The 25,602-nt window shown below is 67.2% G+C and carries 19 protein-coding genes and 3 pseudogenes; 14 read left to right on the top strand and 8 right to left on the bottom strand.

Going from position 1 to position 25,602, the window contains the following annotated elements:
• Positions 1 to 164: 164 nt before the first annotated feature.
• On the bottom strand, positions 165 to 1,016 hold the full coding sequence (locus OG906_RS41035) for a hypothetical protein (protein WP_266976245.1): 852 nt from the start codon (positions 1,014 to 1,016) through the stop codon (positions 165 to 167).
• 330 nt (positions 1,017 to 1,346) lie between these two features.
• On the opposite strand from OG906_RS41035, the gene OG906_RS41030 reads away from it, so the two are divergent.
• The 8 genes and pseudogenes from OG906_RS41030 to OG906_RS40995 all read left to right on the top strand — a co-directional run bounded on the left by OG906_RS41030 (position 1,347) and on the right by OG906_RS40995 (position 10,266).
• Positions 1,347 to 2,096, top strand: a complete 750-nt coding sequence (locus tag OG906_RS41030) for a GntR family transcriptional regulator (protein ID WP_329449216.1) — start codon at positions 1,347 to 1,349, stop codon at positions 2,094 to 2,096.
• A 9-nt stretch (positions 2,097 to 2,105) separates the two neighbouring features.
• Positions 2,106 to 2,798 carry an AAA family ATPase gene (locus OG906_RS41025; RefSeq protein ID WP_329449111.1) on the top strand — a complete coding sequence of 231 codons (693 nt, stop codon included), beginning with the start codon at positions 2,106 to 2,108 and terminating at the stop codon, positions 2,796 to 2,798.
• A 150-nt stretch (positions 2,799 to 2,948) separates the two neighbouring features.
• Positions 2,949 to 3,713, top strand: coding sequence for a GntR family transcriptional regulator (locus OG906_RS41020; RefSeq protein ID WP_266976251.1), 765 nt, complete (start codon positions 2,949 to 2,951; stop codon positions 3,711 to 3,713).
• 686 nt (positions 3,714 to 4,399) lie between these two features.
• The gene (locus tag OG906_RS41015) at positions 4,400 to 5,464 is read left to right on the top strand and encodes a hypothetical protein (protein WP_329449112.1); all 1,065 of its coding nucleotides are present in this window, start codon (positions 4,400 to 4,402) and stop codon (positions 5,462 to 5,464) included.
• Positions 5,465 to 5,547: 83 nt separating this feature from the next.
• Positions 5,548 to 6,991: pseudogene (gene dnaB / locus OG906_RS41010) on the top strand (replicative DNA helicase).
• Between the two features lie 10 nt (positions 6,992 to 7,001).
• Positions 7,002 to 9,215 carry a Mucin-19 gene (locus OG906_RS41005; RefSeq protein ID WP_329449114.1) on the top strand — a complete coding sequence of 738 codons (2,214 nt, stop codon included), beginning with the start codon at positions 7,002 to 7,004 and terminating at the stop codon, positions 9,213 to 9,215.
• The gene (locus OG906_RS41000; RefSeq protein WP_329449115.1) at positions 9,212 to 9,463 is read left to right on the top strand and encodes a hypothetical protein; all 252 of its coding nucleotides are present in this window, start codon (positions 9,212 to 9,214) and stop codon (positions 9,461 to 9,463) included. The genes OG906_RS41005 and OG906_RS41000 overlap by 4 nt, the downstream gene beginning before the upstream one ends.
• Positions 9,460 to 10,266 (top strand): hypothetical protein, encoded by an 807-nt coding sequence (locus tag OG906_RS40995; protein WP_266976261.1) that lies wholly within the window; start codon positions 9,460 to 9,462, stop codon positions 10,264 to 10,266. Before OG906_RS41000 ends, OG906_RS40995 begins: the two co-directional genes overlap by 4 nt.
• Positions 10,267 to 10,370: 104 nt before the next feature.
• Here OG906_RS40995 and OG906_RS40990 read toward each other — a convergent pair whose 3' ends face one another.
• Positions 10,371 to 11,168, bottom strand: coding sequence for a hypothetical protein (locus OG906_RS40990; RefSeq protein WP_329449116.1), 798 nt, complete (start codon positions 11,166 to 11,168; stop codon positions 10,371 to 10,373).
• Between the two features lie 297 nt (positions 11,169 to 11,465).
• Between OG906_RS40990 and OG906_RS40985 the strand changes: the two genes are divergently transcribed.
• The 3 genes from OG906_RS40985 to OG906_RS40975 are packed head-to-tail and all read left to right on the top strand — an operon-like array spanning position 11,466 to position 14,463.
• Positions 11,466 to 11,813 (top strand): hypothetical protein, encoded by a 348-nt coding sequence (locus OG906_RS40985; RefSeq protein WP_329449215.1) that lies wholly within the window; start codon positions 11,466 to 11,468, stop codon positions 11,811 to 11,813.
• A complete protein-coding gene (locus tag OG906_RS40980) occupies positions 11,810 to 12,058 on the top strand; it encodes a hypothetical protein (RefSeq protein WP_329449118.1) in 249 nt (82 codons plus the stop codon). The genes OG906_RS40985 and OG906_RS40980 overlap by 4 nt, the downstream gene beginning before the upstream one ends.
• A complete protein-coding gene (locus OG906_RS40975; RefSeq protein ID WP_329449119.1) occupies positions 12,055 to 14,463 on the top strand; it encodes a DEAD/DEAH box helicase in 2,409 nt (802 codons plus the stop codon). The genes OG906_RS40980 and OG906_RS40975 overlap by 4 nt, the downstream gene beginning before the upstream one ends.
• Before the next feature lie 163 nt (positions 14,464 to 14,626).
• Here OG906_RS40975 and OG906_RS40970 read toward each other — a convergent pair whose 3' ends face one another.
• The 6 genes from OG906_RS40970 to OG906_RS40945 form a co-directional block, all read right to left on the bottom strand.
• The gene (locus tag OG906_RS40970) at positions 14,627 to 15,532 is read right to left on the bottom strand and encodes a hypothetical protein (protein ID WP_329449120.1); all 906 of its coding nucleotides are present in this window, start codon (positions 15,530 to 15,532) and stop codon (positions 14,627 to 14,629) included.
• A 57-nt stretch (positions 15,533 to 15,589) separates the two neighbouring features.
• Entirely contained in the window at positions 15,590 to 16,192 is a 603-nt protein-coding gene (locus OG906_RS40965) for a hypothetical protein (RefSeq protein WP_329449121.1), read from the bottom strand.
• 1,008 nt (positions 16,193 to 17,200) lie between these two features.
• Positions 17,201 to 17,440: a hypothetical protein gene (locus tag OG906_RS40960; protein ID WP_329449214.1), complete on the bottom strand. Its 240-nt coding sequence runs from the start codon at positions 17,438 to 17,440 to the stop codon at positions 17,201 to 17,203.
• 394 nt (positions 17,441 to 17,834) lie between these two features.
• The gene (locus OG906_RS40955) at positions 17,835 to 18,869 is read right to left on the bottom strand and encodes a TniB family NTP-binding protein (protein ID WP_443067503.1); all 1,035 of its coding nucleotides are present in this window, start codon (positions 18,867 to 18,869) and stop codon (positions 17,835 to 17,837) included.
• On the bottom strand, positions 18,866 to 20,929 hold the full coding sequence (locus OG906_RS40950) for a Mu transposase C-terminal domain-containing protein (protein ID WP_443067504.1): 2,064 nt from the start codon (positions 20,927 to 20,929) through the stop codon (positions 18,866 to 18,868). Before OG906_RS40950 ends, OG906_RS40955 begins: the two co-directional genes overlap by 4 nt.
• Positions 20,929 to 21,681: a TnsA-like heteromeric transposase endonuclease subunit gene (locus OG906_RS40945; RefSeq protein WP_329449124.1), complete on the bottom strand. Its 753-nt coding sequence runs from the start codon at positions 21,679 to 21,681 to the stop codon at positions 20,929 to 20,931. Before OG906_RS40945 ends, OG906_RS40950 begins: the two co-directional genes overlap by 1 nt.
• Before the next feature lie 908 nt (positions 21,682 to 22,589).
• Between OG906_RS40945 and OG906_RS43885 the strand changes: the two are divergent.
• From OG906_RS43885 to OG906_RS40930, 3 genes and pseudogenes are all read left to right on the top strand, one after another.
• Positions 22,590 to 22,754, top strand: a pseudogene (locus tag OG906_RS43885) (restriction endonuclease); the annotation flags it as partial.
• A 665-nt stretch (positions 22,755 to 23,419) separates the two neighbouring features.
• On the top strand, positions 23,420 to 25,186 hold the full coding sequence (gene ltrA, locus OG906_RS40935) for a group II intron reverse transcriptase/maturase (RefSeq protein WP_329449213.1): 1,767 nt from the start codon (positions 23,420 to 23,422) through the stop codon (positions 25,184 to 25,186).
• A 73-nt stretch (positions 25,187 to 25,259) separates the two neighbouring features.
• A pseudogene (locus OG906_RS40930) lies at positions 25,260 to 25,544 on the top strand (restriction endonuclease); the annotation flags it as partial.
• Positions 25,545 to 25,602: the final 58 nt, after the last annotated feature.

The raw sequence follows: 25,602 nt of genomic DNA, 5'->3' as shown, positions 1-25,602 counted from the left end.
TCCTGTGCATGTGCGTCTTCCCTTTCCGGAGGGGGACTGCAAGACGAACCCCCGGGGGCTACCCGGGGTTCGTCGCTTCTGACTGCTGTACGAGCAGCCACGGCCCCGGCCGCCCCGTCTGCGGGGCGGCCGGGGCCGTGGTCGTCTCGGTCTCTGTGTGCCGGTCAGGCCGCCGTCGGGGCCTGGGACTTCCGGGCGGCGTACTGCCTGCCCAACTCCGCCTGCCGCTGGTTGTGACGCTCCAGGTTCTCCGGCTCCTCCGGAAGGCTGGGGCCATCAGCTGGACGGTCGCCGCGCGGCAGCAGCTTCCGCGCGGCGTCCACGTCACTGACCTTCCCCTGAACCGCGGCCCACTCGGACGTCCGCTTCGCGGGGGCCGCCGCAGCGTACTGGCGGTCGAAGCGCCGGCGCTCCCGGGCGAAGAAGTCGCGGCCAGCCTGGCGCTTGGGCTCTTGGCGGAGCAGACGGTCACGAGTGGCGGCCAGGCGCTCACCATCGGGGCAGGGCAGCGTCTGCCCATCCGCGTTCTCGGCCTTTCCCTTGCAGGCCAGGCACCGCTGCTGGTGCTGACGTAACGTCCGGCTGACCTGCTCCGCGTCGAGCGGGACGGTCTTGATCTGGCTGGCGGCCGGGGCCGGCTGCACCGTTGGCTTCGGCAGCACCTTGGTGGCGCGCCGGGATGCGGCGGTCGGGGTCCCCTCGATCAGCTGCGTGCGCAAGGCGTCGGCCTCGACGTCGATGGTGACCTGACGGTTGCTGCCGGCCGTGCAGCGGCGCGGGTCTGCGGTCTTGGCCCGGTCGGTGTGGTGGGGCACCAACTTCGGTGTGCCCAACATGCCGGTGATCGGGACCCAGGTGGAGCAATCGGGGCAGACCAGGTGCTCCCTGCCAAGGGCCAGGTCGATCTCGGTGACCTTGAGCTTGGAGGCGATGACCGGCGGGCGGCTGTTGACGTTCTTGGTGCGGGTCTTGCGGCGGCGCTTGCTGGCCATCGCCGCCGCGGGCGTCGTAGTCATGGGGACTCCTCGTGGTCAGAGGGGACGGAGTACGTCGCGGTGCTCTCTCCGCCCGTCAGGCCACGCGGGTCGAGCCCGGCGTCCTGATGAGCGGACAGCGCATCTGCGCTGCGATGTGCATGGAGGAACCACCCAGTCAGGGGACTGTTCCGGGGGATTTGGTGGATCTATCAACCCCGGCCCTCCCCGTACGGGGAAGGGGTTCCTACGGCCTTACTGCGGCGTTCCTTGCGGATCACCTTGCACCCCTAGGGTTCCCTATGGTTCCCTAGGGTGTCAAGCGGTACGGTAAGGAACTTAGGATGTTGAGTAACCAAAGGAGGCGATGGGATGAGCCGGGCCGACAACAGGCCGCCGTACGCGCGTATCGCGGCCCATTACCGAGACCTGATCGAGTCCGGTGCACTGTCGCCTGGCGCGCTCCTGCCGAGCATCAAGCTGCTGTCGGAGGAGTGGTCCGTCAGTACCGCCACGGTGGAAAAGGCGCTGCGGGTACTCAAGGAGGAGCAACTCGTAAGCGGCATCCACGGCATCGGCACCGAGGTGATCGGAACTCGCGTGCCCATCTCTTCGGGAGCAGAGCGGCATGACCGCAGCAGTAGGACGCAATCCTCTTGGGGGGTCGGCGAGCAGTCCTCCGGCCACACCGCGGGCTTGGTGCCGGCTCCCGACGACGTCGCAGGCGTCTTGGGTATCGCCCCTGGTAGCGACGTGATCCGACGAAGCCGTGTCTACCGAGATGCTCATGGAATCGTCTCCCACTCCACCTCATGGATTCCGGCTGGATTCGCCCAACTGGTCCCCGAGCTTGCACGGAGCGAGCGTCTGAAGGGGGGCCTGTCGCTGGATCTCGTGACCCGAGCCACTGGACGAGAAGTTGTCCAACGCGTGGACGAGGAAGCTGCTCGGATCGCTACGCCGATGGACCTCGCGCTCTTGGAGCTTGACACCGACACCCTGGCAGCGATCCTGGTGCTGACCGCGAAGTTCCTTGACGCTGACGGGCAACTTCTTGAGTACGGCGTAGATCTGGGAGCTCCTGGACGCACGCGGCGTACTACGTCGGGGGGCATACGGTGACCGGCCGGGATGGAATTCATCGACGACACCCTGACGAACTGCCTGGAAGCCAGCCTCGGTGAGCTCCTTCGTGCCCAGGACGCCGACACCTTGACTCTGAAGGGACGATTCGAGATCAGCCGCATCTCCCAGGCCCTGGCGGGCAAACCGGGGCCCGCGCCTCGCGCGATTCTCATGTCCGGTCTCCAGGGCGCAGGAAAGACGACCCTCGCCCGCGCTTTGGAGAAGGCCGGCTTCCAGCGTCTCTGCCCTGACGAAGAGATGTTCCGGCGCTACGGTCACTACGGCAGGGACTTCCCTCGCGGAGAGTTCCTGGTCAGAGAGGCACCAGTTCTCAAGGACATTGGCCTCGAACTCCAGCAGCTCCTGGCAGCCGGACACGACGTTGTGGTCGATCATGGCTTCTGGACTCCGGAGGAGCGCGCCCTGTGGGCGGCGACCGTGATGGAGGTCGGCGGCGAGCCCGTCCTCATCTACCTGCCGCTGTCGCACGAGGTGCGCTGGGATCGAATCCGCCGACGCAACGAGAAGTCGCTCATCGACCCGAATAGCATCGAGTTCAGCGAAGAGGATCTGCTTCGGCACGCGGGCCGTTTCTCCCCACCGACCGATGAGCCGCACATCGTCTACGACGGCGACCCGGAGCACGTGCTGGCTGAGCTTCGCCGTGGACGCCCCTCCGCGAATGGCGGCTCCCAATGACTCCTGTCTTACACCCGCAGCTGCGGGCCGGGGAGGCGACCCCCGGTTTCGGCTGGTGACGTGCCCACGATGTCGACCATGACAGCCCGTCAATAACCCGACTTAATGCGCTACTCTGATGTTGTCGACCTCAGAGAGGAGGGATCCGCGATGCCCACCCATGAACAGTGGCGAGACCTGGCCGACCGCCTGGCAGCACGTATCGATGATGGAGAGTGGCTACCCGGCATGAAGATGCCAACTAACGCCACTTTGATCGCGCAGGGAGAGCAGAAGTCCACGGTCGATCGCGCATACCGCGACCTTGTCGAACGCGGCTACGTCATTCGCCGCCCCCGTCACGGGACAGTGGTCCGGGACCGAACTCCGGTGCGCGTATCGCTCTCGCGTTACCGCGGGGTGCTGCACCCGGACAGCCCAAAGGGCCCATGGCAGGCCGCTACGGCTGAACAAGGTCTGGACGGTCGCATGCAGGCCATCAGCGTGGACCGTACTACCGCCCCCAGACCCGTCTCGGAGGCCCTCGGCATCCTGGAGGGCGCCCCTGTCGTCCGGCGAATCCGCCACGCGTCGATCGGCAAGGAGGTCGTCCAGGTACAGACCGCCTGGTACGAAGCTTCCCTCGCCGCCGATCTCGGTTTGGACACTCCCGACACGATTGCGGGCGGCATCTTCGGCGCGATGGAACGCGGAGGCTTGAGCCCCCGGTGGGCCAACGTGCGTGTCACCGCGCGCCTGCCCATGCGAGACGAGGCAACAATCCTCGCGGTCGGCAAAGCGGTTCCCCTTCTGCTGATACAGCGAGTCACTCGCGACTCGGCGCACCGCCCCGTAGAGGTCCTCCAGGTCGTAGGAGCCGCAGATCGCCTTGAGCTGATCTACGACGACCTGCCCCTCGGGGAGGAAAGCCTCTAGTACACAGCTTCCTTCCGGTTTCTCAGACGGCCGGAAGCCCTCGAACCAAGAGCAAGCGCGTCGCTCCGGAGCACGGAATAGACGCGGGGACAATACGCCCCAAGAGCACAGCCTTCGCATGAAATGAGCGACGGCCGCCCTGCTAGCACAGGACGGCCGTCTAGCGACTCCCCAGCCGGCAAGCGTCGGAGTCGTGGTTCAGCGCGGTGACCGCGCTGGGTGCCTGGACCATCAAGGGCCCGCCGGTCACCTACCCAACACAATAGACAACGATCCCTGGGCAAGCCCAGCACACCCTTACCCAGGTGGCCCGCGTCACAGTTGATCAGCTGATCCATGGCTCCCTCACAGAGGGATCCCTACGTGACAAACGAGCACCGAGCCGCCACGGCGGTCTTCCATCAACCACTTCTGCGCGCTGCCCTCCTCCACTGGACCGGGGTCGGTTACTCGGGCTTGCCCACGGGTGGGCCGTTCAGCCCCCCGGGAGATGGGCAAGCCTCCCATCTGCGCCTTTCGCGCATTGGGCAAGCCTTCGGGCAAGCCCCGATGTGGAGAGTTCACGGCACAACTTCCGTCAGGAGGAGTGCCGTGCACCCGAACTACCCTCCGACCGCCACCATGTGGGTGGAGGTCCGCCTTCGTACCGTCCTGCCCGTAGCCGGCAGCCGCAAGTCGGTGTCGGCATGAGCGAGCGCCACGACTTCGACCTCGCCGCCACCATCGTCCGGGGCCAGGCCCCGGCGCGCGCCGTCAGCGTTCAGCGGGCCGTGGCCTTCAGCGGCCGCCTCACCCACCAGCTGGACTACGTCGTCTACCTCCACGTCCTCTTCGCGATCAACGGCGGCCTCCAGGTCACGGTGCCCGGCGTCGTCGCCTCGGTTCGCGAGGCGGGCGTGCGGTCGGCGAAGAGTGGCACCGAGCTCGTGGGCCGGGACGCCGTTTACGAGTCCTTCGCCCGGCTCATCGAGGCCCGCTTCATCCGCCGCACGACCATCCCCAACCCGAAGGGCAAGGGGTACCGCGGGCTGACCTCGTACGAGGTGTACGAGCACTTCGAGGACAACCCGGACTACTCGCCCGAGGACGCCTCCGAGGAGCCCGCCACCAAACTTCCGGTGTTCGCGGAAACTACTGTTTCCGCAGGTCAGCCCACTTCCGGTGTTCGCGGAAAGAAGGGTTCTTCCGGTGTTGGCGGAAGCGCTGTTCGCGGACGTGGAGGATCGTTCGTTTCCGCAGGTCAGCCCACGTCCGCGAACACCGGAAGTGGGACGGGCTCCCCCCCACACCCCCCGGAGGAGGTAAATACCTCCTCCCCCTACCCCCTCGGGACAGGTGCGGATGATGTGGCGCCTGCGGCGCGGGAGGAGGAGGGGGAGATCCCCACCAACCCCACGCCATCAGCCGAGCAGGTGGAAGCCGCGTCGCAGTTCCTGCAGACACTGCCCCGCCCCTGGACCGCAGGGCGCGTAACGGCCAAGAGCCTCGCTCCCCTGTTGGCTGAAGTCGTTGCCGATCAGGGCTGGGAGCTGGACAACTCGCTGGCCACGGAGCTCACCCAGAATCCCGAGGGCGTCAAGCGTCCGACGAAGGTGCTCAAGGCCCGCATCGAGGACCTCCCCCGCCGACTGGCCCGCAAGGACGTACCCAGGCCTCGCCCGGCTGTGGCCGAAGACCCCGACTTCGCGCCTGTCCCGATGCCGGACAAGGTCGCCACGATCCTGTCCGGCCTGCGACGGCCGGCTGTCTGACCCAGCCGCGAACATGACGGCGGCGGCCGCTCCCGCGAAGAACCGGCCGCCGCTCCAGACCACCACCTGACAGGAAGAGATCCATGACCAGTGTCCCACTTGATGCGCCGCCGACGGAGGACGGGCCGTACATCAAGCCCACCTTCCGTTCCGCACACAAGCAGCCCGACCGCCAGGCCTTCGACCGGCTTCCGCCCCAGGATCTGGAGGCAGAGCGGTCGGTCCTCGGCAGCATGATCCTGTCGAAGACCGCCATCACCGACGTCTCCAACCTGTTGGCCGCCGACGACTTCTACCGACCGGCCCATCAGACGATCTACCGGGCAATCCTGGAACTGGCCGCCAAGGACCCGGTCGACCCCCTCACCCTTGCCGACGCCCTCCTGAAGTCCGGCGACCTCGCCAAGATCGGCGGTGCTTCCTACCTGCACACCCTGGTGCAGGCCGTACCGACTTCGGCGAACGCCGAGTACTACGCCGAGATCGTCCGCGAGAGGGCCGTCCTGCGCAGGCTGGTGGCCGCAGGCACGAAGATCGTCCAGATGGGATACGAGGGCGTCGGCGAGCTCGACGAGATCACCGCCAGCGCCGCCGCTGAGATCGCCGCGGTGACCGAAGGACGCGACCGGCAGGACGACTTCTTCACCCCGGGCAACACCCTCGAAGGCACCCTCGACATGATTCAGGCAGCCGAGTCGGGCGCCGAGCTCACCGGGGTAACGACCGGCTTTACCGACCTCGACTCCCTGACGAACGGCTTCCAGCCGGGCCAGATCATCGTGGTGGCCGCCCGGCCCGGCATGGGCAAGTCCACGCTGGCCATGGATTTCGCGCGAGCGTGCACGATGCCGCGCGGGAAGAACCGGCAGCCCATTCCCGCCGCCGGCCGCCCGGCGGCGTTCATCACGCTGGAGATGAGCATCGACGAGTTGAACATGCGCGCTCTTTCAGCGGAAGGGGACGTCCCCCTCCATCACCTGCGCTCGGGCACGCTCGACGAGACGGGATGGACGAAGCTGGCCGTAGCCGCCCAGCGGTACAGCGAGGCACCGTTCTACATCAACGAAAGCGCGCGCTCACTGGCCGAGATCCAGGCGAAGTGCCGTCGGCTCAAGACCCGCATCCCCGACCTCGCCGAGATCATCATCGACTATGCGCAGCTGGTCGAAAGCGGCGGCAAGCGCCACGACAACCGCGAGCAGGAAGTCAGTCACATCTCGCGGAGCCTCAAGCTGCTGGCGAAGGAACTCCACTTGCCGATCATCCTGCTGTCACAGCTCAACCGCGGGCCGGAGATGCGGGCGGACAAGACGGCCCCAGGTCTCGGACCTGCGTGAGTCCGGCTCGATCGAGCAGGACGCGGACATGGTCATCCTGCTGTACCGCGACGACGCCTACGAGAAGGAAAGCCCGCGGGCCGGCGAGGTCGACATCATCGTCGGCAAGCACCGCAACGGGCCGACCGCAACGATCACAGTGGCGCAGCAGCTCTACATGTCGCGTTTCGTCGACATGGCCAACACCTGAGGGGGACCAGATGGACAACAAGGACTACTCGGCCGGCCTCGGTGAACTGAGGGCCGTCCGCGACGAACTGAAGCCTCTGGAGCGCGAGCTGACCCAGCTCCAGGCCAAGGTCGCCAAGCTGCGCGACCGCCGAGCCGAGAAGATCCGCGAGCTCGGCCGGTACGCGAAGGCAACCTCCGACCGGATCGCGACGGCCGCAGGCCTCGGTGTGATCGACATCGTGGCCCTGGTGCCCTCTCTGGCCCCCCAGGCCGCCCCTGGGGCGCCTGCGGCGCCTTCCGTGACCGGAACCGCCACCGTTGATCAGCAGGCCGTTCAGGAGCCCGCAGAGCCGATCAAGGAAATGGCCGCGCCGCCGAAGCCGGATGAGCCGCAAACCGTCGAGCCCTCCGGAACCGTCGCTCGCCTCGGCGCGGCGCCCCTCGACGGCACCTCCCGCCTGGAGGTGCTCGCCGAAACCGAGCAGGCCGACGTCGCTCCGGCGCCCGCTGCCGCGGGGGTTGGGGAGGGTGAGCGCGTCCTGCCCTCGATTCCGGCTGGTGCCGAGGGTGACGCCTGGTTCCGCGCCGAACCCGACCTCGCGTCGAAGCGGCCGAACTTCAAGCAGGATGCACGGGGGATGGCGTTCCTCGACACCGCGACCGGCGTCCTGGTGTGGCAGGGCGGCACCGTCCGTCTCGACCTCGGCCGGGCCTCGGTGGCGGAGATTCTCACCGCGGTCTACGCACAGGCCCCGGCCACCATCGAGCGGATCTACATCACTGCGGGCGACCCCTGGCACAAGGGCGCGGAGCGGCACGAGTTCCTGAAGGACGCCGTCGCCGCCTGGCTGAACGCAGGGCCCCCGGAGGGCTGGACGGTCGAGGCCTCGCGAGGCAAGGACCGGCAGGCCGGCCACCTGGTCCACCCCCGCAACCCGGTCGGACGCTGGCAGCGCGGCGACCAGCACACGGAAATCCGTTCGATCGGCGAGTGGTTCGACCCCGAGGGCGCCGACCCCGCGACGGTACGCGCCGCGTTCGTCGAGCTGTGGAAGGCTCTGCGCCCGCACTTCGACGACGTGGTCCTCATGGGCTCGCCGTCGCAGACCGGCCGCGACCTGTGGTCGCGGACGATCCCGACCAAGCCTGGCGCGAAGTGGGCGGACGGCTTCCCCGTGATGTCGCAGGAGATCCGCGGCCTGCTCCACGCCACCGCCGGGCAGGGGCGGACCGAGCTGATCGCGCCGCCGCGCGTACCAGAGCGGGTGCCCGGCTGGTACGAGGTCGACCGGACCTTCGCGTACGCCAAGCACACCTGGGCGTCCGGTGTCGGCGTACCGCGTCGGGTCACCGCCGCGACCTTCGCGGCCATGACCCAGAAGGAGCAGACGAACGCGCTGTTCGCGCCGTCGCACTGGCAGGTGCGGGTGACGATCCCCAAGGACTGGAATCACGTCGGGCTGCTCCCGGCCCCGGCCCCCGGCGAGCGGGCCTGGCACTACCCGTACGAAGGCGGCCGGAGCTTCACCACCTGGGCGGGCGGCGCCGAAATCAACCTCGCGCTGCGCAACCCGATCGCGCCGTGGCGGATCGAGATCCTCGACGGCCTGCTGTGGGAGTCCGGCGACCCGCTCAAGAGCTGGAGCACCAAACTGCGCGACGCTTGGCAGTCCCTGCGGGCCACCGCCGAAATCCACGGCGACGAGAAGCAGAAGCAGGCCTGCCGCCTGGCCTCCCGCGCGGTGCGCGCCATCCTTCTCTACGGCATCGGCACGTTCGCACAGCGGCCGCGGATCACGACCGGCTCGCTGGAGCTGGGCGCCGGCGGCGAGGTGCCCGATCTGCCGGACGGTGCGCGACTGACCGGCATCTCGGACACCCACGTCACCTGGGAGCGCAACCAGGGGTTCGCGCGCGACCAGTACGCCCATCCCGAGTGGGCGGCCGGGGTGTGGTCGGCGGCCCGGGCGGCCCTGCTGTCGGTGAACACCAGCTCGAAGGACCCGCAGACGGGGAAGCCCATGAAGGCCGGCGCACTGCACCTTCCCGCGGGGAGCATCTTGGCGTTCCGGACCGACGCCATCTACACCGCGGCGCCGGTCGACTGGGAGTACGGCGGGGAGCCGGGCGACTACCTGCTCAAGGGCCGCATGGCCTGGGAGCAGCCCGCCCCGCGCACGGACGCGGACTTCTACGTCCTACAGGAGCTGGGTCGCCAGGCCTACGAATCGGAGGGCATGTGAGCAGCACCGACGTGGGCTGGGGTGGCCAGTGGGAGCACCCGGCCTGCGGCGCCTCGGGCGAGGCCGTGTGGGAGGACGCGGACACCGTCGACTCCGGTCACGACTGCGGCCGCGAGGGCGTGGTGGTGTGGAGCGCCGAGTGGCGCTGTCACGGCTGCGGCGACGAGGGCGACGGCCAGTTCGAGGACGACAGTCCGGTGTACGCCGACCACGAGTGTGACGACGAGGACGAGGAGGCGGCCGCGTGACGCCGCGCAGGAGGAGGCCGGCGGGCGGCCGGGGAGCACAGCGCAACGAAGCCGCGCGGCTCACCTCGGAGCTGGAGCGGGCCGGGTTCAGCCGGAAACAGGTCGGCGAGATCCTCGGCCGCAATCCGTCGCTGGTCTCGCAATTCTTCACGCAGAACAAGGGCGCGTCGATGGTGGAGGCGCTGCGGGCCGTGGTCCAGGAGGTGCAGGCCGGCGGCCCCCGGGACCTCGCGAGCCTCAAGGCCCTGGCCGCCGGACATGTCCAACCGCGGCTGAACCGCGAGGGCTACAAGGCCCGCGTACGCGGGAAGTCGCGGGTGAGGGCGGAGCGCACGGTCAAGGACGCCAAGGGGAAGACGGTCACCGGCGCCGACGGGAGGCCGGTCAAGGCCTGGTCCTCGTCCCTGGCCAAAGCCGGCAAGCAGCACATCGCCTCCGGCGCCGGTCGGCTCCGGCCGGTGGTCGACGACGCGGCCGCCAACGGCGGACGGATCGCCTTCACCGTCCGGGCTCGTAAGGGATCCTTCAAGCACGATGCCGGACGCCGGGCGGACTCCCCCGGCGTCCGCCGCAACGTCGTCCAACGCCGCGATGGAACCGAGGAGCGGGCCTACGCCGACAACCGCGGCGGCCCGGGCTCGGGCGAGGAAGGGTTCGAAGGCGCCGAATTCAAGGCACTGGTCGACGCGGCTGGCGGTGACGTCGCGGCCGCCGTGCAGAAGTGGCTCGTCGACAACGACAAGATCGAGCCCGGCACACCGATCGTCGGGCTGGAGATCCGTGCCTGGAAGTCCCAGGACTGAGGTGCCCTGCCCCGGAGCGTGCGCTCCGGGGCAGGGCACCAACTGCCTGTCTTCTCCTCAACGGGGCCGTCAAATAGGCGCACTTGTGAGTCGCCGGTCGGGAGTCAGCTCTGAAGATGAGCCTCGACGGACCTGATTAGACCGGCCGTATCAATGTCGGTCGTCCATCGGACGTAGGAGAAGGCCTTGTTTCCTCTCGCGGCCCAGTTACGGGCTGCATTGAGGTCCTGAAGGCCGGGTTCCAACATGTTGCTCACGATCACGATGGCGTCCGCGTGGTCCGTCATGAGGAAGCGCGGCCTGATGTGCTTGAACAGTCTGTCTCTGTCCATCACCCTGGTCGGATTGCCGAAGGCCGTTTCGATGATGACGCTCTTGCTGCCCGCAGCGACCACGAAGTCGGCGCGGCCGTGCTCATCGTCAAGCCAGCTTTCCACCTCGACCCGATCGCCGAAGTGGGCGATGAGGCGTTTCCCGAGCACGCTCTGGTAAGCGTGCTCGGAGGTGGCCGCGATGTCAGGGATGTTCTGGATGCGGGGCCGTTCGGCAACTGCGTTGCTGGCGATTCGGACACGTTCACTGTCGTCCTGCGCCTGGTCGAGCTCCTCCCTGACGTGCTGCTCGAACTCGAAGGCGCCGTCGGTGAGGTTCATGCTGGAGATTCGTCGGCCCATGGTGGCGAGTACGACCAGTAGGCCTCCGATCGTTATGAGAGCCGTGGGGCCGGCTTCAACTTCGGTAAGGAAGACGGCGAATCCCCCAGTGCCGACCATGCTGATACCCATGGTGCCGAGGATGCCGCGGGCCCCGGGGGTGAGCCTGCCAGCGTTGGCCAGGCGCGCAACTCGCTCGGCCCGCCGGGCGCGCCACCGGGCTATCCGGCCCGGTTCCGTAGTCGTCATGGCGTGCAGCGTAGGGGACGTGTTGGGCTCCGCAGCCGAGAACCGGATAGACCCCAGACTTCTCCGGTGGCTGGTGGCGGAACCCCGATCGGCCACCCCCGACATCCAGCGCACGCATCTCATTGAAATGCATTTGAGATGGATGCATACTGGGGTGAGCGTCATCGCTCCGCGCAGACCATTGAGGCCGACAGGTCCTCCTCGTCCCGAGCCCGATCGGAGCGATTCCCGTGACGCACACCGGCGCCTGCACCTGAGTCACATCGAGCCCGTGAATCGCAACGAATGGATCAGTAGATGAGCACCCTCCCGCCCTCCCCCGAAACCGCCTACCTCAACGCCCCGCACGTCCAGCAGGAGACCGAGGAAATCCTGCGACTGCGTCGCTCCGGACGGATCAGCGACCGAGACTGGCTGCTGCGCCACGCCGCCCTAACCGACCAGCAGACCCTGAACGCCGACCCGAGCGACGGCAAGGTCCAGACCCCGGTCCAGGTGACCATCGCCAAGCTGATGACCTACGACGCCGCGAACGGCACGACCAGCGGCCCACGCGCCGTCGACGACCCCACTTGGGCAGCCGACCCTCGCGGTTACGTCCGCCAGGAGTACGCCATCTGGGCCGAACGGAACGTACGACCGTGAGCGCCGGAAACATCCCGACCATCCGCTGCGACTTCACCGACGAGACCGACTCCGACTGCGACCAGGAGTGGTACGCCCCGGTCCTGATGCCCCACCACCGGGCGCTCCGAGCCTGGCTGCGCGCACGCGGATGGCGCAGGCTGCGCGACGGCCGCGACTTCTGCCCCGATCACGCCCAGCGCTCCTCCACCCCGACCGCCACCCGGCCCCAGGGCCCGGAACCCGAGAGCAAGGCGAGCCCATGACCGACACCCGCACCGCTCCTCCGCTGCGCCCTCACCAGCGCGAGGCCCTGGCCCGCGCGGTCGAGGAACTCACCCCCCGCTCCCCCGCCGAGGCCCCGGCCGGCGGCCTGCGCACCCAGGTCATCATGGCCACGGGCAGCGGCAAGACCCTCGTCGCCGTACAAGCCGCCGAACAGGTCGGCGGGGACCGCGTCCTGGTCCTGGTCCCCTCCCTGGACCTCCTCGACCAGACCGCCCGCGCCTGGCGGGACGGCGGCAGCACCGGCGCCTTCGTCGGGGTGTCCTCTCTCGACTCCCACGAGACCGGCTTCCCGCACACCACCGACCCCCACACCCTGGTACGGCTCACCGCGCACGGGAGCGTCATCGTCTTCGCGACGTACGCCTCCCTCGGCAACGGGATCCTGGAAGCCGCCCACGAAAGCGGCCTGTCACCCTGGGGCCTGATCGTGGTGGACGAGGCGCACCGCACCAGCGGCCGGGCGGGCAAGCCCTGGGCCGTCGTCCACGACAACGCCCGCATCCCGGCCGCCGCGCGCCTCTACATGACCGCCACCCCCCGCATCTGGGCCGCGGGCGACGGCGACGACGAGGACGGCGAAGAACTCGTCGCCTCCATGACCGACGACCCCGACGGCCTGTTCGGCCGCGTCGCCTACCGCCTGCCGCTGGACACCGCGATCGAGGCCGGAATCGTCGCGCCGTACCAGGTAGTGGTCGTGGACGTGCAAGACCACCAACTGAACGCTGCGACGCTGGCCGCCGGCCAGGACTCCGACGCCGTACGCGGGCTGCGGCTCGGCGCCCTCCAGGCGGCCACCCTCAAGGCCGCCGAGGAAGAAGGCCTGCGCCGGGTCCTCAGCTTCCACCAGCGGGTGTCCGAGGCCGAGGCATTCGCCGTCGGCCTGCCCGAAAAAGCCCGCGACCTCCGCCACCAGGACGACGAACCGGCGCCCTCCGAGGACACCGGTGTCTGGGCGCAGTGGCTGCACGGCGAGCACAAGCCGGCCCACCGGCGCAACGTCCTCACCCAGTTCGCGGCTGGCCTGACCGACAGCGGACAAGACGCCCGGCTCTCCCTCATCGCCAGCGTGAAGGTCCTCGGCGAGGGCGTCGACACCCGGGAATGCGAGGGCGTGATCTTCTGCGACGTGCGCGGCTCGATGCCGGACCTGGTTCAGGCCGTCGGCCGCGCCCTGCGGATGCACCCCGGCGAGGGCAAGATGGCCACCCTCCTCGTGCCGGCCTTCCTCGCCACCGGCGAGTCCACGGAGTCGATGCTCACCTCCCCCGCGTACGCGGGCCTGGCCAAGCTCCTCGCCGCGCTGCGCGCCCACGACGCCCGCATCGAGCAACTCACCAACCCGGGCAACCCGCACCCCGCACGCACCGACACCCCCGGGCCCGGGCCCGCCGACCGCGACGGCGCCCCGGACGACGAGCAGACCACCGTGAGCGCCCCGGCCCGCGAGCTCCTGCGGTTCTCGAAGCCCCGCGACGCCCACCAGCTGGCCAGCTTCGTCCAGTTGCGAGTCCTCAACCCCGAGCGAGTGCAGTGGCGTCGCGGACTCCAGGCCGCCCAGCGCTACCGCGCCGAACACGAGGACCTCCGCGTCCCGTACGGCCTCCGGACCCCCAACGACTGGTCCCCCGCCGGCTTCCCGCTCGGCGTCTGGATCGCCGACTGCCGCCGCCACTACAAAGCCGGCAACCTCGACGGCGGCCGCGTCGTGCAGCTGGAGAAGCTCGGCATGCTCTGGAACCTCTTCGACGCACGCTTCGACGAGGGCCTGGCAGCGGCCGCCGCCTGGGCCGCCGAATCCAGTGTCGGCCTGGCCGCCCCCGTGGACGCGGACCTCGACGGATACCCCGTCGGCCGCTGGCTCAAGAACCAGCGCGCGGCCGCCCGCCGAACGAAGGCGCCGCTCTCCGCCGAGCGCCGCACCGCCCTCGCGGAGATCGACCCGGACTGGTGCCCCGAGTGGAGCATCGACTGGCAGCGGGCTTTCCGCCTCGCCCGGCATCACGTAAGCACGGGCGGCTCGCTCGGGGCCGGCATCCTCGTCGAGGACGGCGAGGGCCTCGGCCGCTGGGCCGCCGCGCAACGCAAGGAATTCGGGATGCTGTCGGGGAAGCAGCAGACGATGCTCACCACGCTCGGCATCACGCCGGCCCCCGCCCCCGCCAAGCGGACCCGGGAGGAGATGTGGGCGCACAACCTGCGGGCGGCTGCCCAGTACCGCGCCCGTATCGGAACCCTCGACGTACCACGCAGTCACACCGAGGAGGTCGACGGCGAGGCCGTGCGGCTCGGGGCGTGGATCAGCCAGCAGCGGGCCAGGGCCGGGAAGTTGTCGGCACAGCGTGTCGAGGAGCTGTCGGCCCTGGGCATGCGCTGGTCGTAGAGGAGAGCAGTGCCCGGGGGGCACGCGCGGGCGTGGAAAGAGGGCGGTCTCCCTGCTCACGGAGACCGCCATGCTGTGCCGGGATGAATGAGAGTCACCCGCCGCCGGCGCAGGGCGCGGTCTACTGAGGCGCTTCAGAGCCGCACCTGGCACCTACCGGCTGTCAGCCGTTCCGGCGCTGGGCAGCGCGTGCGCGCTCCGCCCACCGGCCATCGGCCGCCTCGGCGGCTGTCTGCCGGTCGGTCGCGATGACGTGCAGGACGTCGTCGGCGAGTTGCTGCGGGTGGGCGGTCTTCAGGGATGTGCTCAAGGTTTCCCAGGTGCCGAAGACGGTGGAGCCGTCGGTCAAGTCCCGGCCGTCCGATGCCCTGGTCACCGACCACTCCGAGTCGCCGCGGTGGAAGTTGTACTCCTCATCGGCGTCGAGGATCGTGACGTCGCAGCCACACCCACAACTGTCGTCGTCCTGCGGGTCGTAGTCGCCGTCCTCGTGGCGCGTGTTCAGCGCCACCTTCCCGTCGTGCTGCCCGGCGAGCAGGGCAGCCACGGCCGCCATGGTCTGGTGGCTATCGGTCGGAACCAAGGCCGAGCCGGGGGCCGCTTCAAGGGCTCGCACCGTGGTGGAGGCATGCCGGGCGACGAGACCGTGGAGCGTGTCGGACAGCGCCTGCAGCGTTTCCAAGGCGTCGCCCAGGTTCGCCGGCTTCCCGGCGGCCGGCGCAACCAAGTCGGCCTCACCGCGTTCCACGATCCGTCCGACCGACCGACGCAGCTCCAAGAACGCGTCGGCGCTGTGCTGGAGTTGGACGAAAAGCGCCGACGCGACCGTCGCGGCGTCCTGCGGGGTGTAGAGGGCCCACGGGCTCTCCAGGGCCCGGACCACGGCCCCGGCGGTCTCCGCCGCGGTGCAGGCCATCTCGATCGAGTCCACGGGATCGTCCATGCCGTGGTCGACCGCGGTACGCACCTCCGAGAGGAGGTCGTTCTGCTTCTCGGAAGCCTGCTCGTACAGGCGGTTCCACGGAGCTGTGTCATCGAGGCGGGCCGTCGAGCCCTGGTTGATCAGCATGCCGAGGATCCTTTCAGATCAGCCGAACCCGGCGAGGCCATCATGCGCCAACCCCCCTCAAACCGTGTCAGCGACGAGGACGATTCCGGATGCACCGGTGTCCGGCCCGATCTGCTCGGGGTCGAGGCTCGATTCCGCAGCGACGGTAGGCGCGTCGCAGTCGCCCCAAGTAGCCGCACAACTGCTGGTCAGGTCATCTTCGGGGTCGAGGTCTTCAGGCTTGCCCGGGATGCCGAACGCATCCAGAAGGCGGCGCGCGACGCCAAAGGGCTCGCCCATTGCCAGCTCAGGGTATTCGGCGATCCACCGCCTGATGACGGCGCTGCCTTCGGCGATCAGCCACGCCTCGCCGTCGTTCTGCTCGCTATGGAAGTAGGCCTGAGCTCGTCCAAATTCCGAGCTCAGCTGTTGGCACAGGTTCGTGACGAGGTCGGTGCGCGTCAGATAGGGAAGCCCGCACCACGCCCCAACGATCAAGGTCCACCCCTCGATTGCTGGGGTGATCACGGTTGTTGAGAATCGCTCCTCGCCGCTGTGCGCAACCTCGGCGATGAGATCGACACCGTGTGCCCAGGTTGTCTCACGCACGTTCCTGAGGCCAAGTTGCGCGACAAGATCGGCCTGGTTGGCGCCATGGACCGGATCCACGAGAGCCAGCATGCACGTATCGCCAAGGGCGAATCGGAGGTCTCCACGACCGCCACCATAGTCAGGCTGTGAGCGAGACCAGAGAGCCGGGCACCTGACCATTCAAGATCATCTGAGACAGGGCGAATCGGTCCAGATCATCTGTACAGGGGCCAGATCGCCTGAGACGGGACACCTGGGCACCAACTCCGGTGGGACAGGTCAACTGTCCCGTGTCACCCAACCTTGAGCGTGTGTCATCGAAGTTTGATCATGTGGTCAAGCTGCGAGACCGAGCGGCGCGAAGAGCTCGTCATCTGAGGAGAGCGGGGGCCGCCGCGCACGGCGTCGCACCCGACGCTGCCCAGTGGCCGGCCAACTTGCTGCCGAGCCGGCGGGCCCCACGGCTGCGGCGGCGTGAGACTACCGTCTTCCGCCTGACAACTGTTCGGCACCCGCGCCCCGCGAATCTGGGGCGAAGGCATGGGGCTCAGGGCATGCTGGTGAGTGGCCAGGGATTCGGGGCGTTGCGTCGGATCGCCGCGCGTATGTGGACCATGGCCAGGATGGCGCTCATGTGGGTCTTGCCCTCGGTATACCGGACGTGACCCTTGCAGAACCAGAGGGCGTTCTCGGGATGCCCCTCGTGATCGAGAGGTGGTGCTATCGCACGGAAGTACACGAGCGTGAAAGTCTCGTAGTCCTGATCCGTGGGTGACGCGTGGCAGATCGTGCAGTACGGGGGCATCACGGCTGGTCAACTCCACTCCGCCGAACGAGTCATGATCGCAATCCTACGTTCGTCCCGTCACCAGCGCCGTCTCGTCCCGCCTCTCGGTATCGCAGCTCCCAGGTACGCGCTTCGGCGCCTGATCCGGCTTCGCCGGATCTGACCAGGCGTGAGCAGACTTCGATGACACAAACTCGCAGCCGGTCAAGGCTCGATGGCACACGATCAAGGTTCGGTGACGCAGGACATCCGTCCGGTGTCCTGTCTCATCGAAGTTGAAGCGAGTGTCATCGAAGTTGGAGTGATCCACTTCAGGATGTCTGCGGGTCTGTGTGCTGTGGGGTTGTGGCCCGGATCTGGATCTGTAGGAGCGCCAGCGATGTCGAGACGCTGTGGGTGTCCATGAGTTCGGTCCAGATCTCGGTGGCGCCCATCCCCTTGACGATCATGTCGGTGACCAGCTTCTTTGTCTCCGTGTCGAGGGCATTGCGTCGTCGGCGGGTGCTGAGCTCGGGGAAGATCGAGGGGTTAGCACGCGGCGGACGAGCCATTTTGGGACTTCCCATTCCTCGGAGATGACTCGGATGGGCATGCTGGCGTCCAGAGCGTCGTGCTGGATGAGGACGGCCAGGTCAGCGCCATGCCGGTTGAGGGCTTCATGTTGGTGGTGCCGGAGGGATCCGGGGTTCGGCTTGACCCGGTCTCGGGGGGAGGTGGCGTCCGAGAGTGCGTTTTGCAGGGCTTCTGCAGAGCGTCCGGAGACAGCAGCAAGCCGTTCGATGTGGGGTTTCCCCTGCCAGAAGGGGGGTCCGCAGAGGAAGCAATGAAGGTAGCTGGGCTTGAGGTGGTTGGCCCGGGCGAGGCGCCGGATGTAGGAGTCGATGGTCTCGCCGAGTTGCGGGCGGACGTTGACGGGGAGCTTCGCGATGTCGGGCTGCGGGGGTGTCATCGCCTGGCCGTTGACTTGGCCGCTGAAGCGCTCTGCGCCGAGTGGTCCAGGGGGACCGCTTCGAGGGAGGACTTCGTGATCTTCTCGGTGCCGGTGAGGATCGCGTCGATGGCAGCTCCGCGGATGGCGTGGGAGAGAGCCCCGATCATGCCGCCGGTGCGATCGTGCAGGTAGCGATCGAGTCCGACCAACGTGCCGGGACGGTGCCGCTGCAAGAGGAGGGTGCTCTCCAGGGTAGCGACCAGGCCCTGCCACTCCTTGCCGTAAGGGAAGGCGTGGGTGGGGAGGAGTGTGAAGCGGCCGGCGATCTGGGCTCCGCGAGTGCCGGAGAGCAAGTTGCTGTGCTCGATGTTGATGCCGGCATAGATGAAGGTCGCGGGGATGCGCTCAGAGAAGTACTTGAGCGTGTCGGCGACATCGGCGCCGTTTTGGCTGGTCAGCGAGATGTTGTGCAGCTCGTCGACGAGGACGAGGCCGGTGCGGGTGGTGGTGCAGACGCCGACGACGGCCTCGATGAGGTCGGTGATGTTCGAGCGCCGGCGGACGGGGAGGCCGAGGAAGCGAGCGAACTCGGCAGCGACCATGCGGGCGGTCGCAGCGGGCGGAACAGTGATGTAGACGACCGGGATCCGGTCGGCGCCGTGTGGGTTGCGGGCGCGGTCCAGGAGCTCGTGGGAGCGTCCGAGTTGGGTGATGGCGATGGTCTTGCCCGTCCCGGCAGGCCCGGAGACGATCAGCCCGCGGCGAGCACTGATCGCGTGCCGGTTCAGCAGCACCAGGCGGCGCCCGCAGGTCACGGTATGGCGGACGGTCGAGGTCGCAACCACCATCAGCCGGGCGTGGTGATCGAGCCGGACTTCGTAGTCGATCTCCCGCTCGGAGCCCGACAGGGCCTCGTGCTCGGCCGGGGTCAGCAGCCGCGGAGGGGTCGGCTGTTCGGCGGTGAAGCGGCGCCAGCCTTCACGGGTGGTCAGGTGAAACTCGGCCTCGTCCACATTCTCCTGCGCAATGCCAGGGCTGGGATGGGTCACCTTCGCCTCCACGGGTCTTCGAGTGGATCAAACAAGCCCAGAGGAATTACCTCGGCGAGCGCCTCGTCCTGACCCGAGCCCGCTTCGGGCTTCTCGGGCGGTGCTGGCGTCGGCTGGGGAATGGAGGTGCTGGGGCCCGCAGCGCGTGTGCGAGCGGCGACCCGCCGCTCCCGCGCGGTGTGCTTCGGCCTGGAGGGCTGACCGGGTCCGGCATGGGCCCTGGCCAGGAGAGCGGAAACCGCGTCAGCAATCTCAGATTCCGTGGTCTCGGGCAGGCCTTGGCTGGCGTGGTCCCAGGCCAGCTCCCCGAACGGGACAGGGGTCCGGCGCAGGTGCTTCCACGTGGCCTGGATCCACTGTCCGTCGGCGTGATGGTTGCGTACCCAGATTCGGGACACGTCGTAGGGGTCGTGATGGACCTCCCAGAGCCCCTTCTTCGCTGCAACCCCCGAGTGCTGCCGCCGGAACGGGGTCAGCTCAGGGCTGTCGTAGGTGCGGCGCTTGATCTTGATCCCGTAGTCGTTGACCACCCGCCAGACGGCCGGCAGGAGTTCGACGTAGTCGTCACTGCTGAGCGCGACCGGAACGTAACCGCAGGCCTCGACGAGGGCCGCATACTTCTCGTTCGGCGTGAACGACCTGCCCGGGTGGGACGGATCGCGCAGCCCATCATGCTGCCGGTTCTGCCAGTGGGCGACGAGCCACTCGTCCAGCAACTCCTGGAGCTCCAGCACAGACCACAGCGGCTTGCTGTCCAGGTGACGGCCGCGGCGATCGGTGTTGCGCCCCGTGAAGCCCGAGAGGAACTGAGTGAACAGAGTGCCCACGGAGTTCAGCATCTTCTCGATGTGGCCCTTCTCGAAGGGCGAACCCTTGTGAGCAGGCTGAACGTCGATCTCAAGGAACCGGCAGGAGGCGAGGAAGTTGCGGGAGACGAAGGCCTTGCCGTGATCACAGACGATCATCTCCGGCACGATCACCGGCCGTGCAGCCGCGTGCTCCAGACGCTGGTCGATACTCAGCAACCGCTGGTGCGGCAGCACCGAACGCGACATCCGCAGGGCGTCGATCCAGCCGGGTCTCATCACCTCCGGCGTGACGGTGCGGGCCAGCAACACGCTGGCATCCACCGATTTTGTGGTGGGCCGCAGCACGGCTGCGGTCACCGTTCGCGTTGCGACATCGATCATGCCGGTGAGCTCGACCTTGCCCGAGGTGCTGTCGTCGAGGCGGACCAGCACGTCCAGCGGGGTCGAGTCGATCTGCATGACCTCACCAGGCGCGAAAGCCGGCAGTTCGCTGAACGGAGCTGACGCCCCATGGGCCCGTGACCTGCGGGTCACGGCGGAGCCGGTGATGTGGGTGCCCGCGGTGAGTTTGATGAGCAGTCGGTAGAGCGTCGAGCGGGACGGCAGTGAGGCCGTCCGACCCTCCTCACTGTTCCTGAGAATCTCGCCGGTCCGCCACAAAAGGAACGTGCCCGTGCGGGTGGAGGCGTCCACTGCTTCGCTGACTGCCTGCTTCATCGCCGTGACCACCGCCTCGTCCACGGCTCCATACCTGGGTGTCCTGCGGACCGAACGGTGATCAGCCAGGCCGAGCACCCCGTTCGTCTCGTAGCGGCGACGCCGCTTGCCGACCGTGCTCGCGCTCACCGTGTGTCCTGCGGCCGTCAGCTCGGCGGCCTTGGCCCCTTCCCGCATAGTGAGCGACCGGGTCAGGAGGTACTCCGGGTTCGGCTCCGTGCCCAGCGGGGCGTCCGCCGGCACCCCGTGCAGGACCTCCAGAATGTGGCCCTCCCACCACAAGGCCTTCTCCAGCACCGACTGCGGCAGTGTCTCCAGCAGGGATACCGGTGGCAGGGGCATCCGACCGGGACTATCGATGACCTCGAAATCCGCATCTCCGAACAGCACGGTCAGGTCAACCGCCCGAGGCTCGCGGCCGAGGTCCGAGAGATGGACCGAGCGGCCCGAGAAGGCCAGGACCATCCGGACCTGGCCTTCGAACCGCACCCGTTCACCGACCCCGAGTCCCGTCGTTCGTGCCAACCGTCCCACTACTCCCCCCTCACGGCCTGCACGAAGCTGTCAGCTGCCAGAAGCTGAGAAGTCACATCCGTCACCAGCGTGCGGTTCCACAACAGGTGAAACAACACCGGCAGCACCAAGAGCAGATCACCTGCCCGCGCGGCCCCCGCCAGCAGTGGAGCCGGCTCCTGAAAGATGCTGACCAGCCGTTCAGCGAGCTCGGGCCGACGACCGCACCGGCTCCTGCGGTAGCGCGACAGCCATCGCATGTTCGCCATCAGCACGGGATCCGGCACACCGACACGTACGAACTCCCAGCCCACCGCCCGACATGCCCGCTCTGTTGCCTCGAAGGCATCGGCGGTTGTCTCGTCTATCTGATCACTGGCGCGGACGTCGACGACCCGGCAGCGGCCGTCCGCGAGCCGCACAAAGTAGTCCGGAGCATGCCGGCGCTTGCGTGAGCCACCATGCCAGTGCAGCCAGAACGGTTGCGAGGCGATCCCTTTCACGTCCGGATCCGCATCGAGGAGGATCAACCGGTCCCGCTCCAGCCACGACTCGTACCCAACGTGGCCACCAGTTGTCGCCGACCAGTGCCACCCCGCGTAGCTCCCACCGCCCTTGGACCAGTGAAACGCGCGCACCGGATCTACCCTCTCGAAGCACGCGTTCCAGCTGACTCTCAAAGAGCGGCGAACCTGTACGCCGCCCTCGTAGAAGCGCAGCTCGAACGCATCAAGCGCAGACTGCACGCACGTATCCGCAAGCTCTCCCGCCATACACCCCTGCCGCCCCGTGCCTCTCGTTGAAAGATCAGGCTCCCCAGTGCCGGCGCGAAGCTGCGTGTCAGATGGCGAAACCCCTCGCCCGTGTGAACGGTCACTCAAACTTGGATGAGACGAAACCGTGGTTCGTCCACCTTCGGTGACATCCGCTCCAAGTTCGATGAGACGGGACATCCGGCGCCTCAACCCGGCAATTTACGCATATTGAAAAAGCGACGCCAAGAATGGGCCCTCCAGTCGACGAACTCGGCCTACCCGGTATGGATCGACCTGTGATCGCCTGAGAGGTCCGCAGGCGGCCTCTGGTGGCCTTTTCGGTTGCCGAGTCGCCCTCCGGCTACGGGAAATGGGGGACCCGGGTGGTGAAGCGGCCGCAGTGATACGGGCGGCGCGCGTCGAGGCGGCCACGTGCACTACGGACACTTCCGGTGGGCAAGCCCCCGCCCTCGTCCCTTCGGGGACTGGGCAAGCCTTCGGGCAAGCCGCCATGAGGAAAGTGGATGGCGATCCCCACCATCTGGTGGGAGGCGACGCTCCCCCGCCAGCCCACCGTGGCCGGTGCGCGCCACGACCTGCTTCAGGAAGGCCCGTCCATGCCCGGACGTCGAAACCAGCCCCGCACTCCTCGGCGACGGCCAGGACGAGGGCGCCGCTCCGTACACCGCCGCCGGGGAGGGCCTACCGGCGATACCGCCGGCCTCCTCGCGATCGCCGCGTTCACGTCCGTCCTCGTCCCGCAGATCCGGCAGGGGCTTCAGCTCTACGGCGCCGACATCGCCGCCGTCACCGTCGCGGTCCTGGCCGGCGGAGCTTTGACGCTGCTGCTAGTGAAGGCCGCGCGTCGTGGTGCCTCCGGGTGGGCCGCCCGGCGTCGGCGACCGGAGGGCTGGGACATCCGCTTTCTGGACGGCCTGCACCACAGGCAGTTCGAGGAAGCCGTACGGGACCTGATGCGCCGCGACGGAGTTCTCGACGCTGTCCGGGTGGGCGGCGCAGGCGACAACGGCGCCGACGTCAAGGGGACCGACCCGGCAGGCCGGCGCTGGGTAATCCAGTGCAAGCACCGCGTGCGACACGAAGTCGCACTACTCAGCGGGCGGAGATAAGGAGGGAGGCTCCGCCCCCGGCAAGTGATCAATGTCGGTCCCCACATTCGGGGGCATCCCTGGCAACGGGGTTGTCCTAAGCCGAACTGGAAAAGCCCAAGCCCCTGTCTCGTCGCGGGGAACAGGTGAAGGGGAAGGCCGGAAGGACGAACGAGAGTGAATCCCTGTTGCAACGCATCGTTAATGCAACTTCGCGCCGACGAGGAACCACCGAAGCGCGATGGTAAGTCCTGGCGGTGGAAACCGCCGCGTGCGTGGAAGGCGACGAAACGACCACGAGATCACCACGGGACTCGGTGCAGAGGGGGCGTCCTAACCAGGCCGCATCTGAATAGTGCGGAACGTGGAAACCCCGTAAAGGTCCGCGAACTGCGGTAAGTCGGAGGTAACGAAGACCTAACTCCTTTGCGGGAAAGGATGATCCGAGAAGCGAAAGCCGCCAAGACGAAAGTCCAGAGGAAACGCCGGAAATGGTCACCTTCAGCCCCGGCTATAACTCGGCGGATATCAGGCATATGCCTGAGCCCGAAAGGGAGCCCACGCGGATCAGGTAGGCAGAAAAAGAGAAACTGCAAGCAGTCTGCATCGAGGCGCAAGTTAGATACCGAAGGGAAGCGGCAGCCGGCATGTCAATGGCAACTCGACTGTCGCCAGAGGCGGCGAACGGACCCTCGAACGTGAACGGCCGGTCACCCAGATCCGAATGGGCGAAGGCCGAGGAGAACGTAAGGCGACTTCGACAGCGCATCTTTAGAGCCGCGCAAGAAGGTGACCTCAAGAAGGTACGAAACCTTCAAAAGCTCATGCTGCGTTCGCACTCAAACCTCGCCGTAAGTGTGCGGCGAGTGACGCAGAAGAGCCATGGGAAGAGGACGGCGGGCATTGATGGCGAGACCGCTCTTACCGCTTTGGAACGACGGCGCCTCACCAAGGAGCTCACTTCCGACAGGGGTCTCGATGCCAAGCCCGTCAAGCGTGTATACATTCCGAAGTCAAGCGGCAAAATGCGCCCTCTAGGAATCCCGGTTATCAGGGATCGAGTGAACCAGGCCAGAGCGAAGAATGCCCTGGAACCTGAGTGGGAGGCTCGCTTCGAAGCGAGAAGCTACGGCTTCCGCCCAGGGCGGAGTTGCCACGACGCCATCAGTACCATCCACACAGTCACCTCGGGAAAACGTACGAAACGGCTGTGGGTACTGGACGCGGACCTGGCAGCGGCCTTTGACCGCATTGATCATGAACGCCTCCTTGCGGCCATCGGATCGTTCCCCGGACGGGAAATGATCCGCCGATGGTTGAGAGCCGGAGTGATGGAGAACCAGAAGCTAACGGCAACCGATGAGGGGACGCCCCAAGGAGGTGTGATCAGTCCCCTTCTCCTGAACATCGCTCTACACGGAATGACAGAAGCGGCAGGAGCAACGGAAAGGGTAACTCGTACCGATCCGACTGCCCCAACTTTGATTCGGTACGCTGACGACTTCGTCGCGCTCTGTGTGACGAAGGAAGAAGCACTAATGGTGAAAGAACGCCTTTCCAAGTGGCTTGAGCCCAAGGGTCTGGCCTTTAATGAGGAAAAGACCCGAGTGGTCCACCTCAGTGAAGGATTCGACTTCCTCGGGTTCAACATCCAGCGCATGCGCAACGGGAAGGTGATCATTCGGCCGAGTCGAGACGCCGTTAAACGACTCATCCGGACTCTCAAGGAACGCATCCGAAGTATGGACGGTTGGGAGACCATAGCCCTAATCGGCAAGCTCAACCCAACTATCCGAGGATGGGCTACCTACTACCGGGGAGTCGTCTCCAGTAACATCTTCGCAACGCTGGATTCCTACGTTTTCCAGCGACTCTGGATGTGGGCCATGCGAAGACACCGAAATAAGGGGCGACTATGGAGGATCGCCCACTATTGGGGGGAATTCAACCTTCACAGGCGAGACAGATGGGTATTCGGCGATCGCAAGACCGGCGCATACCTCATCAAGTTCAGTTGGACCAAAATTGTAAGACATAAGCTGGTCACGGGCCGGGCCTCCAAGGACGACCCGAGTTTGTCTGCATACTGGGCCAGCAGATCCCGACGTCGCAAACATCCTGATGCTGACGGAAAGCGAAACATCGGGCTGGCGGTGCGGCAGAAGGGACTCTGCCCGAGGTGTGGGCTGGACCTGATCGAAGGCGCCGAGTTCGAACCGCAGGACGTACGTGAGTGGGTCCAATGGTTCTCAGCCTCGGCGAAACAACTACACGTGCACCACATCGTGTACCGACGTGACGGCGGCTCAAACGACAGGTTGAATCTGGAGCTGATTCACGCAGACTGCCATCGGGAACTCCACGCCCGGGGCAACCGTAGGACACCTATTGCGCGGGCCTCGCAGCCCGCTTGAGCCGTGTGCGTTGAGAGGCGCACGCACGGTTCTGAGGGGGGTCCGGCGCAGCGATGCGCCGGACCTACCCGACCGCGACGGGGCTGCCGGAGCGGCCGTTGGCACGCCAGACCTTCATGTCCTCAACGGCACCGGACGTCCCGTGCACGGGGGCGATGTCGTCGTCCTCGTCACCAACGGCAGGTTCACCAAGCCTGCAAGGGAGTTCGCCCGAAGCCAACGGCTTCACCTGGTCGACCGTGTCCTCCTGGACCGGTGGGCTGGAGGCTCGTCCCCACTCTGGGCACTCCTCCCCCAGCTTCCGCCGCCCCGGCGGGTCCGTCCCTCGGAGGAAACGCCTCGTCGTCTCCGCTCCTGATGGACAACGGCAACTCGATTTTGACGGTGAAGTGCATTTACCCACAACCCAGACTTCA

The organism is Streptomyces sp. NBC_01426 (assembly GCF_036231985.1).
Taxonomy (GTDB): domain Bacteria; phylum Actinomycetota; class Actinomycetes; order Streptomycetales; family Streptomycetaceae; genus Streptomyces.
Note: the sequence above shows the minus strand (reverse complement) of the source record. Positions and strands in the feature narration are given on the sequence as shown.

Bases quoted from the DNA above. Each gene is read 5' to 3' on its own strand.
- OG906_RS41020 (WP_266976251.1), top strand. From the start codon at position 2,949: ATGCCCACCCATGAACAGTGGCGAGACCTGGCCGACCGCCTGGCAGCA.
- OG906_RS41035 (WP_266976245.1), bottom strand. From the start codon at position 1,016: ATGACTACGACGCCCGCGGCGGCGATGGCCAGCAAGCGCCGCCGCAAG.
- OG906_RS41015 (WP_329449112.1), top strand. From the start codon at position 4,400: ATGAGCGAGCGCCACGACTTCGACCTCGCCGCCACCATCGTCCGGGGC.
- OG906_RS40960 (WP_329449214.1), bottom strand. From the start codon at position 17,440: ATGGCTCGTCCGCCGCGTGCTAACCCCTCGATCTTCCCCGAGCTCAGC.
- OG906_RS40985 (WP_329449215.1), top strand. From the start codon at position 11,466: ATGAGCACCCTCCCGCCCTCCCCCGAAACCGCCTACCTCAACGCCCCG.
- OG906_RS41005 (WP_329449114.1), top strand. From the start codon at position 7,002: ATGGACAACAAGGACTACTCGGCCGGCCTCGGTGAACTGAGGGCCGTC.
- OG906_RS41025 (WP_329449111.1), top strand. From the start codon at position 2,106: ATGGAATTCATCGACGACACCCTGACGAACTGCCTGGAAGCCAGCCTC.
- OG906_RS40975 (WP_329449119.1), top strand. From the start codon at position 12,055: ATGACCGACACCCGCACCGCTCCTCCGCTGCGCCCTCACCAGCGCGAG.
- OG906_RS40965 (WP_329449121.1), bottom strand. From the start codon at position 16,192: ATGCTGGCTCTCGTGGATCCGGTCCATGGCGCCAACCAGGCCGATCTT.
- ltrA (WP_329449213.1), top strand. From the start codon at position 23,420: ATGTCAATGGCAACTCGACTGTCGCCAGAGGCGGCGAACGGACCCTCG.
- OG906_RS40990 (WP_329449116.1), bottom strand. From the start codon at position 11,168: ATGACGACTACGGAACCGGGCCGGATAGCCCGGTGGCGCGCCCGGCGG.
- OG906_RS40970 (WP_329449120.1), bottom strand. From the start codon at position 15,532: ATGCTGATCAACCAGGGCTCGACGGCCCGCCTCGATGACACAGCTCCG.
- OG906_RS40945 (WP_329449124.1), bottom strand. From the start codon at position 21,681: ATGGCGGGAGAGCTTGCGGATACGTGCGTGCAGTCTGCGCTTGATGCG.
- OG906_RS41030 (WP_329449216.1), top strand. From the start codon at position 1,347: ATGAGCCGGGCCGACAACAGGCCGCCGTACGCGCGTATCGCGGCCCAT.